The sequence below is a fragment of the Rhodopseudomonas sp. genome, from assembly GCF_048594845.1.
Classification (GTDB): domain Bacteria; phylum Pseudomonadota; class Alphaproteobacteria; order Rhizobiales; family Xanthobacteraceae; genus Rhodopseudomonas.
This window is the reverse complement of sequence record NZ_JBMDXE010000266.1, coordinates 1-2,105: the sequence shown is the minus strand read 5'-3', so window position 1 is coordinate 2,105 and position 2,105 is coordinate 1. Positions and strand designations below refer to the sequence as shown.

At 65.4% G+C, this 2,105-nt stretch carries 1 protein-coding gene and 1 pseudogene; both read right to left on the bottom strand.

Features of this window, described 5'->3' with window-relative positions; all coding sequences use genetic code 11:
* A partial coding sequence (locus ACOJTD_RS17335; RefSeq protein ID WP_420134124.1) for a long-chain fatty acid--CoA ligase occupies nt 1-1,857 on the bottom strand: 1,857 nt, incomplete at its 3' end.
* Nucleotides 1,854-2,105 (bottom strand): annotated as a pseudogene (locus ACOJTD_RS17330) (ABC transporter ATP-binding protein); the annotation flags it as partial. The pseudogene ACOJTD_RS17330 and the gene ACOJTD_RS17335, both read right to left, overlap by 4 nt.

The following is a 2,105-nucleotide window of genomic DNA, read 5'->3' as shown; positions in this document are numbered from 1 at the left end:
GGTGCCATCCTGGAACTGGATGGTGGTGTCGACCGGGATGTCGCTCTTGCCGGCATAGATGCCGTCGATGATGTCGGCGTATTTGTCGTTGATCACGCTGCGGCGGACCTTGCGGGTGCGGGTCAGTTCGCCGTCGTCGGCGTCGAGCTCCTTGTAGAGCAGCAGGAAGCGGGCGATTCGCTGCGCCGGCGGCAGGGTGGCGTTGACAGTCTCGACCTCGCGCCGCAGCAGCTCGTACACTTCGGGACGGGAGGCGAGGTCCGAATAGGTGGTGAAGGCGATTCGCTTCTTCTCCGCCCATTTCGAGATGATCGAGTAGCGGATGCAGATCATCGCCGCCAGCATGTCGCGGCCGGCGCCGAGGATCACCGCTTCGGCCACGTAGGGCGAGAACTTCAGCTTGTTCTCGATGTATTGCGGCGAGAACCGCTCGCCGTGTGACAGCTCGGCGAGATCCTTGATGCGGTCGATGATGACGAGCTGGCCGGCGGCATTGAAATAGCCGGCGTCGCCGGACTGCATCCAGCCGTCCTTCATGTCGGCGGCGGAGGCTTCCTCGTTCTTGTAGTAGCCGAGATACATATTGGGGTGGCGGACCACGATCTCGCCGATGCCCTGGACGTCGGGGTTCTCGACCTTGATCTCGATCTCGGCCCCCATCGGCACGCCGGTGGTGTCGGGATCGACGGCGTCCGGCTGGTGCAGCGTGTAGGCGCCGAGCAGTTCGGTCTGACCGTACAGCGTACGGAGCGGCACGCCCATGGCGCGGAAGAACCGGAAGGTGTCCGGCCCGAGCGCGGCGCCGCCGGTCGCGGCGGAGCGCAGCCGGGTGAAGCCGAGCCGGTCGCGCAACGCGCGGAACAGAACGGCGTCGGCGAAGGCCGAGTGCTTGCCCTGCTCGAGCGCGGCGAGGCCCGCCTTCATGCCGGTGTCGTAGAGTTTCTGTTTCAGCGGGGAGGCGTCCATCACCCGCGCCCGCACGTCCGCCGCGATGCCTTCCCACACCCGCGGCGCGAACAGCACGAAGGTTGGCGCGATCTCGCGAAAATCGTTCATCATCGTGTCGGGCTCTTCGACGAAGTTGACCTTCATCCGGCACAGCAGCCCTTTGCCGAGCGCGTAGACCTGCTCCATGATCCACGGCAGCGGCAGCACCGAGACGTATTCGTCATCCGGCCCCTTGGGGTCGAAGCTGAGATACGTCGCGCAGTGTTTCAACACACGGCCGGCCGCCAGCATCGCCAGCTTGGGATGCGATGTGGTGCCGGAGGTGGTGCACAAGATCGCGACGTCTTCGCCCCTTGTTGCATCGACCAGTTGATCGTACAGGCCCGGCTCACGCCCGGCGCGGGCGCGGCCCATCGCGGCCAGCGTGTCGGCCGGCAGCAGCCGCGGGTCGTCGTATTTACGCATGCCGCGCGGGTCGGAATAGACGATGTGCTGCAGGTTCGGCACGCGCTCGGCCAGCGCGAGCAGCTTGTCGACCTGCTCCTCGTCCTCGGCGAACACCAGCCGCGCCTCGCCGTAAGTCAGCAGATACGCGGCTTCCTCATCGAGTACGTCGCGGTACAAGCCGAGGCTCATCGCGCCGATCGCATGGCTGGCGATCTCGGCCGAGACCCAGTCGGGCCGGTTGTCACCGATGATGCCGATGACGTCGCCCTTGCCCAGCCCAAGCTCGACCATGCCTAGCGCGAAATCATGCACGCGGGCCTGATAGTCGGACCAGCTGAATTCGCGCCACAGCCCGAGATCCTTTTCGCGCAATGCGATGGCGTCGCCGAATTCACGAGCGTTGAGGCGGAGCAGTTTCGGAAACGTGTCGGCTGCCGCGGCGCGGCCGGCGTAATCCATCATGCCACGCGCTCCGCGGCCGGATGATCTGGCACGTCGTCCGGATCGGTCAATACCTCATCCTCTTCGCCGAGATAGGCGCGCTTGACGTGCGGATCGGCCAGCACCGTGGCCGGATCGCCCTCGGCGATCTTGCGGCCGAAATCCAGCACCACGACGCGGTTGGAGATGTCCATCACCACGCCCATGTCGTGTTCGATCATCACCACCGTCATGCCGAACTCTTCGTTGAGGTCGACGATGTAGCGGGC